The 6,100-nt window shown below is 60.1% G+C and carries 6 protein-coding genes; 4 read left to right on the top strand and 2 right to left on the bottom strand.

What is annotated here, in order from left to right:
* Together EWH12_RS12820 and EWH12_RS12815 are read left to right on the top strand one after the other, a co-directional pair.
* On the top strand, nt 1–1,114 hold a 1,114-nt coding region (locus tag EWH12_RS12820), incomplete at its 5' end, for an IS1634 family transposase (RefSeq protein WP_129926823.1).
* Nucleotides 1,115–1,169: 55 nt separating this feature from the next.
* Nucleotides 1,170–1,910, top strand: coding sequence for a BNR-4 repeat-containing protein (locus EWH12_RS12815; RefSeq protein ID WP_129926822.1), 741 nt, complete (start codon nt 1,170–1,172; stop codon nt 1,908–1,910).
* Between the two features lie 2 nt (nt 1,911–1,912).
* Here the strand turns inward: EWH12_RS12815 and EWH12_RS12810 are convergent, their stop codons facing one another.
* Nucleotides 1,913–2,818 carry an O-fucosyltransferase family protein gene (locus tag EWH12_RS12810; protein ID WP_129926821.1) on the bottom strand — a complete coding sequence of 302 codons (906 nt, stop codon included), beginning with the start codon at nt 2,816–2,818 and terminating at the stop codon, nt 1,913–1,915.
* 232 nt (nt 2,819–3,050) lie between these two features.
* Here EWH12_RS12810 and EWH12_RS12805 point away from each other — a divergent pair, with 232 nt between their 5' ends.
* Nucleotides 3,051–4,580: a peptidoglycan DD-metalloendopeptidase family protein gene (locus tag EWH12_RS12805; protein ID WP_479725513.1), complete on the top strand. Its 1,530-nt coding sequence runs from the start codon at nt 3,051–3,053 to the stop codon at nt 4,578–4,580.
* Between the two features lie 100 nt (nt 4,581–4,680).
* Nucleotides 4,681–5,463 carry a nucleotidyltransferase family protein gene (locus EWH12_RS12800; RefSeq protein ID WP_129926820.1) on the top strand — a complete coding sequence of 261 codons (783 nt, stop codon included), beginning with the start codon at nt 4,681–4,683 and terminating at the stop codon, nt 5,461–5,463.
* Between the two features lie 94 nt (nt 5,464–5,557).
* On the opposite strand, the gene rnhA is transcribed toward EWH12_RS12800, so the two are convergent.
* Nucleotides 5,558–6,004, bottom strand: a complete 447-nt coding sequence (rnhA, locus tag EWH12_RS12795; RefSeq protein ID WP_129926819.1) for a ribonuclease HI — start codon at nt 6,002–6,004, stop codon at nt 5,558–5,560.
* Between the last annotated feature and the right edge of the window lie 96 nt (nt 6,005–6,100).

Below are 6,100 nucleotides of genomic sequence, written 5' to 3'. Positions count from 1 at the left end.
GGAGAAGCTGTTCGATCGCCGGCGGGACCTGTTCACTGATCTCAGCCTGGTGTTCATGGATACGACGTCGCTCTCGTTCTACGGTGCAGGCGGCGACACGCTGGGTCGGCGTGGTCATTCCAAGGACCACCGGCCCGAGCTTGCCCAGATGATCCTGGCCGTGGTGATCGACGCCGAGGGGCGTCCGATCTGCACCGAGATGGTCCCGGGCAACACGGCCGACGTGAAGGTGCTCATGCCCATCGTCACGCGCCTGCGTACCCGCTTTGGGATAACCCGCTCGTGCGTCGTGGCCGACCGCGGCATGATCAGTGCCGGTACGATCGCCGCCCTTGAAGAGCTGGGGATGGAATACATCCTGGGTGCGCGAGAGCGCACCAGCAACGTCATCCGCGATGTCGTGCTTGCCGACACTGCTCCGATGGTACCCCTGGTCCTCGAGCGACAGGCAGGAGACACCCAGCTGTGGGTCAAGGAAGTGCGCGTTGGCAAAGGCGCAGATGCCCAGCGCTACGTCGTCACGCTCAACGAAGCTGAGGCAAGGAAGGACAAGGCCGACCGGCAAGCGATCATCGATGGCCTCCAGACCCAGTTGAAGAAGGGCGACAAGGCCCTGGTCGGCAACTCGGCCTATCGCCGCTATCTCAAGGCCAGCGGCAAGACCTTCGAGATCGACATGGGCAAGCTTGCCGACGAGGCGCGCTACGACGGCATCAGCGTGCTGCGCACCAATGCCAGGATCACTCCGCTACAGGCCGTCATCCGCTACCGTGATTTGCTTCAGGTCGAGGCCCTGTTCCGCGTCGCCAAGGCGAGCTTCGATACCCGTCCCATCTTCCATCAGTCCGATGCCGCTATCCGCGGCCATGTGTTTGTCTCGTTCCTCGCTCTGACGCTGGCCAAGGAACTGACCCGCTTGTGTCAGGAAAAGGGCCTGCAGCCCGAATGGCAGCCGCTCCTCAACGATCTCGATCGCCTTCAGGAAGCCACCATCGAAAAGGACGGCAAGGTCATTACCACCCGCACCCACGTTTCGGGCCAGGTGGGGAATGTCTTCAAGGCAACCGGCATCGCGCTGCCGGCCAATATCAGCGAACTGCCGCCGCGAACCTAAGCCTCTGCAAGCTCAACCAAACCCAAAAATGTAGTGGTAACACTCGCGCCGGTGCGTGCATGTCATTGAACAAAAATGCCTTTTCCAAAAGCACTGTTCAAGTTGGGTCAGAATTGAGAAACTTCCGAATCCGGCTCTAAGCTATGCTTCAACCAGAGATTTTAAAAATTGGTATGGCGCAGGAGGGCGTCGAATTGGCCATATCCTCGATCCAAAAACCGCTGAAACGGTCGATCATGTCGGCGCGAATGGCGGATTGGTCACGAAAGTGGGTTTGTCGCTTGATCAGGCTGGCACACCAAAGATCGCCTATTCTAAATACACGGCTGATGGTCATAACTCACTGAGTTTGGCGAGCTTTTCGTCGGGTCGATGGACCAGTAGGATGATAGCGAAAAGTGCTAACCCCAACAAGGTTTCCAGTAGAGCCAATGCCATGAGGAGCGATGTCGTGCGTTTTGCGCAGTTCGATGCCAAGGGCGCATCCATCATAGTGACCTTTCCTGATGAAAAGCCCCGAAAGGTTGGTTTTCAGTCGACAAAGGGCAACGCATCGCCATCGCATGGAAAAGGGAGGCGTGTGCAAGGTCCACCGATTCCCGCAATACCAAAAGGATTGCTGCAGGCGACTTTGAGGAGGGTTGCCGTTTTGGAGGCGGACGGAAAGCCAAGCGAAGCAGTCATCCAATATTTCGCACAAAGCGCCAAGCGAGATCGTGCCATTGATTGCACGAAAACCGAAGCCCGCGCGTGCACGCCGCCAGCTTCGCCCATTTTGCTCATGTGGCGCCGGTAATTTTACATAGCGACTCGCTTTTTAGCAAATGGGCCAGGAACGCTATACAAATAATGCGCCGGCTCTGATTCCAATAATAATTTTGCTGTCCTGTATAGCATATTGCTAAAGCTGGACTGATGCAGCCCAACATAAGCTGGAGTTAATAATCCAATTTCAAAGTCGAGATTGGCATTTTTAATACTGCTTTCAGGGAATCGAAACTTATCCATAAGGTCGGACTTAAATATCAAGTCGATTCCCAATCTGTCACGCGCTTCATCTTTTATTTCTTCAGTGGTCCAAGGCATGGCTTTCTGGTCACAAAAAACGAGCCAACGCTTGTATCCCTTTAATTCAGGAGTGTTCGCTACCTTAATCAAAATATCATATGGTGTAAGCAAAAATGTTCCACCTGGTTTCTTTTCCAACAATTTGCGCGCATGATGTTGCCAATCTTCTTCTACTCTAAGTTGTACTGCGGCGGTGTTATTTCCAAGATATTTTGATATATTCGACGCTAGGTCGCGGAGCGGCGGTGAAGCGCGTAAAGCGCCTAGAAAACGCCCGAAAAACTCTACATTATCTGGATCGGCTATAGCTTCACAGCCATAATCAAAACATTGTTTCCACGGTACCATGATGCGACCGGGAGAACTTGGCCGAGAAAGATTTTCACTCTGCATCCAAGATTTAACTTTGCCAATGTCAAATACTTCGGCAATGTCTACCCAGGAATGTTCAACCAATTCAGATTTCTTGGCGCTGAAATCAATAATTTTTGACGGAAGGATCGCGCCGCCTCCCTTTTGCTTCGCAAAGGAGAGTAAGCCAAACAAACACATTTTCTGATTATTCAATCCTGCCCGTGCCGGCTTTGGCCGAGTCATGAAAATGCTGTCTGTTCCGTCTGATTCGATAATATCCATAACGCCAATCTATAAGCTCCCCCATTTTCCGCGCAACACCGCTGTAATTTCCAGTAGTCGTCAAAACGAAAGCGGATAAGCGTGATCTGCGCACGCTCCGTCGCCGTGTTGGGCAGCGTATGTGGCCATTAAATTGACTTTAACCCTGTGCGTTCACAACAGTCCCGCTCACGCATGGCGCGGGGGACGTTGCCGGCGCAGCAATGATAAAGATGCCTTTGGGGTCGCGGGTTTGTTTCAGGAAAGCCAGTTCGGGTCGCAGCAGGGCGGCGCATCCATGTCGCTATGGATGGCCGATGCGCTTGGGCGCGCGCCCATAGCGGCGCCCAAGGATTGGCGGGCACGCCTGCGCGAATGGGCCGATGAAGTCGAACTGGTCCCGGACCTCGCCGAGCGGGTTGGCAGCCGCACTTGGTTCCGCGGTCTTTTTACCTGTTTCGGCCTGTGCGCCACCGCCCTTTATCTTTCGCCCAGTTTCCAGCCGATTCCCGGCCTGTCCGGCGCGCCTCTGAGCGACGCGCATTATGACGAAGTGCGCAGCCAGATGATGACGCCGCTCGCACTGGGCGCGGACAGCGGCCGGCATATGGGCGCGACCGATGCGGTGCAGCCGCTGCGCGAAACCCCCGAACGCCCGCAGATCGAACTGAGCGCGCAGATCGGCAGTAGCGACACGCTGCCCCGCGCGCTGTCGCGCGCCGGGGTCAGCAGCGGCGACGTCGCGACGATCATGTCCATGGTCGGCGGCGATATGAGTGGCGGGTTGAAGCCTGGCACCCGGCTCGACATCATCCTGGGCCGCCGCGCCAGCCGCGACCGGCCCCGGCCGCTCGACAAGCTGGCGTTTCGCGCACGGCTCGACCTGGCGCTGGAACTGACGCGGGCGGGCGGCGTGCTGTCGGTCAAGCGCGTGCCTATCCGCGTCGATAATACGCCGCTGCGCATCCAGGGCGTGGTCGGCGACAGCATTTATCGCTCCGCCCGCGCGTCCGGCGCGCCGCCCAAGGCGGTGCAGGCCTTCCTGCGCGTGATCGCGGGGCAGGTCGATCTGGGCGGCATCGGCGCGGGCGACCGTTACGACATCGTCACGGAATATCGCCGCGCGGAGACGGGCGACGTGGAGGTAGGCGACCTGCTCTATGCCGGGCTGAAGCGTGCGCGCGGCAAGTCAGTCGACATGCTCAAATGGACCAGGGACGGGCGGACCGAATGGTTCGAGGCGTCGGGCGTCGGCGAACGGCGCGGCGTGCTGTCCGCCCCGGTCGCCGGGCGCATGTCGTCGGGCTATGGCCAGCGCCGCCATCCGATCCTGGGCTATACGCGGATGCACGCGGGCATCGACTTCGCGGCCCGCTACGGCTCCCCCATCTATGCCGTCACCGACGGCGTGGTCGCCTTTGCCGGGCGGCATGGCGGCCATGGCAATTATGTCCGCATCCAGCATGGCGGCGGGCTGGCTACCGGCTATGCGCATATGAGTCGCATAGCGGCGGCGCCGGGCCAGCGGGTGCGACGCGGCCAGGTGATCGGCTATGTCGGATCGACTGGCCTGTCGACCGGGCCGCATCTCCATTATGAACTGTATCGCAACGGCGCGACGGTCAATCCGCTGTCGGTGAAATTCACCACCACTGCGCAACTGGCGGGGGCGGAACTGGCGGCGTTTCGGGCGCGGCTGGCGCAATATCAGGGGCTGCGCGTGGGAATCCACGAGGCGTTCGCGCAAAAGGCCGCGGCGGCTCCGGCGGCGGCGGGCAAATAAGCGGCTTTTCGCACGCCGCCCGCTCCGCTTTTCCTGTTTTTCCGCATTCTGCGAGTCGTCGTCTGTTCCAGCCGACTTCAGAATGTTCTAGGGCGCGGCGATGACTGGTTCCATCACCGCCATCCTGCTCGCGGGCGCACGCCCCATCGCCGATCCGCTGGCCACCGCCGCCGGGGTGCCGGTCAAGCCGCTGGTTCCGGTCGGGGGCGAACCGATGATCAACCGCCCCGCCCGCGCGCTGCTCGACCATCCCGCGATCGGGCAGGTGATCGTGCTGACGCAGCGGCCCGACGTCTTCGCCGCCGATCCGGCTACCGCCTGGCTGGCCGACCATCCGCACGTCCGGTTCGAGACGGGCGGGCAGGGGATCGCCTCGTCGCTGCTGGCGTTGCTGGAGCGGGGCGACCTGCCTTTTCCGATCCTGCTGACCACGGCGGACCATGTGCTGCTCGACCGGACGATGCTCGACCAGTTCGTGGCGGAAGCGAGCGGCGCGGACATCGCCGTCGCCATGGTGGAACGGGCGACATTGCTGGCGCGCTATCCCGATTCGCGGCGGACCTGGCTCAAATTCCGCGATGGCTGGTGGTCGGGCGCGAACATTTTCTGGTTCGGCAGCAACAAGGCGCGTCCGGTGATCGCGCTGTGGCAGGAGGTGGAGCAGGACCGCAAAAAGGGGTGGAAGATATTGGCCGCCTTCGGGCCTTTCGCCCTGCTGGGCGCTCTGTTGCGGGTGATGACGCTGCGCGGCGGCATGGGGCGGATCGGGCGGAAATTCGGCCTGACTGCGCGGCTGGTGGCGATGGACAGCCCGGAAGCGTGCATCGACGCGGACAAGCCGACGGACGTGACGCTGATCGAGGCGATACTGAAGCGACGATAAGTAAAAAAGCTAGGTGTTCCCGCGCAGGCGGGAACCCAGTCCGGGCGGCAGAACTGGGTTCCCGCCTGCGCGGGAACACGGCGTGCTTGCGGGCCTACCGCCGAAAACGCTCCGCCGCGGCGCAGGCCAGCGCATCGGCGCGCTCATTTTCCGGGTGGCCGGCATGGCCCTTTACCCATTGCCAGGTCACCTGATGGGGCGCGATCGCCTTGACCAGCAATTGCCAGATCTCGACATTCTTGACCGGCTTGTTGTCGGCGGTGCGCCAGCCCTTTTTCTGCCAGCCGAAAATCCATTTGGTGATGCCGTCCAGCACATATTTGCTGTCGGTATAGATGGTCACCTTGCACGGCTTTTTCAGCATGTTGAGCGCCTCTACCGCCGCCATCATCTCCATGCGGTTGTTGGTCGTCTGCGCCTCGCCGCCGGAAATTTCCTTTTCCGTATCGCCAAAGCGCAGCACCGCGCCCCAGCCGCCGGGGCCGGGATTGCCCTTGCAAGCGCCGTCGGTGAAAATGTCTACGGTGGGGAGGTCGGTCATTTAATCGGAAAACCTATAATCCCGTTCGCCCTGAGCCTGTCGAAGGGCTTTCCTTTCTTCAAGGGAAGAAAAGGCTTCGACAGGCTCAGCCCGAAC

It is taken from the genome of Sphingobium cupriresistens (assembly GCF_004152865.1).
Taxonomy (GTDB): Bacteria; Pseudomonadota; Alphaproteobacteria; order Sphingomonadales; family Sphingomonadaceae; genus Sphingobium; species Sphingobium cupriresistens.
This window is presented reverse-complemented; position numbering and strand designations above follow the sequence as displayed.

Bases quoted from the DNA above. Each gene is read 5' to 3' on its own strand.
- EWH12_RS12810 (WP_129926821.1), bottom strand. From the start codon at position 2,818: ATGGATATTATCGAATCAGACGGAACAGACAGCATTTTCATGACTCGG.
- EWH12_RS12800 (WP_129926820.1), top strand. From the start codon at position 4,681: ATGACTGGTTCCATCACCGCCATCCTGCTCGCGGGCGCACGCCCCATC.
- rnhA (WP_129926819.1), bottom strand. From the start codon at position 6,004: ATGACCGACCTCCCCACCGTAGACATTTTCACCGACGGCGCTTGCAAG.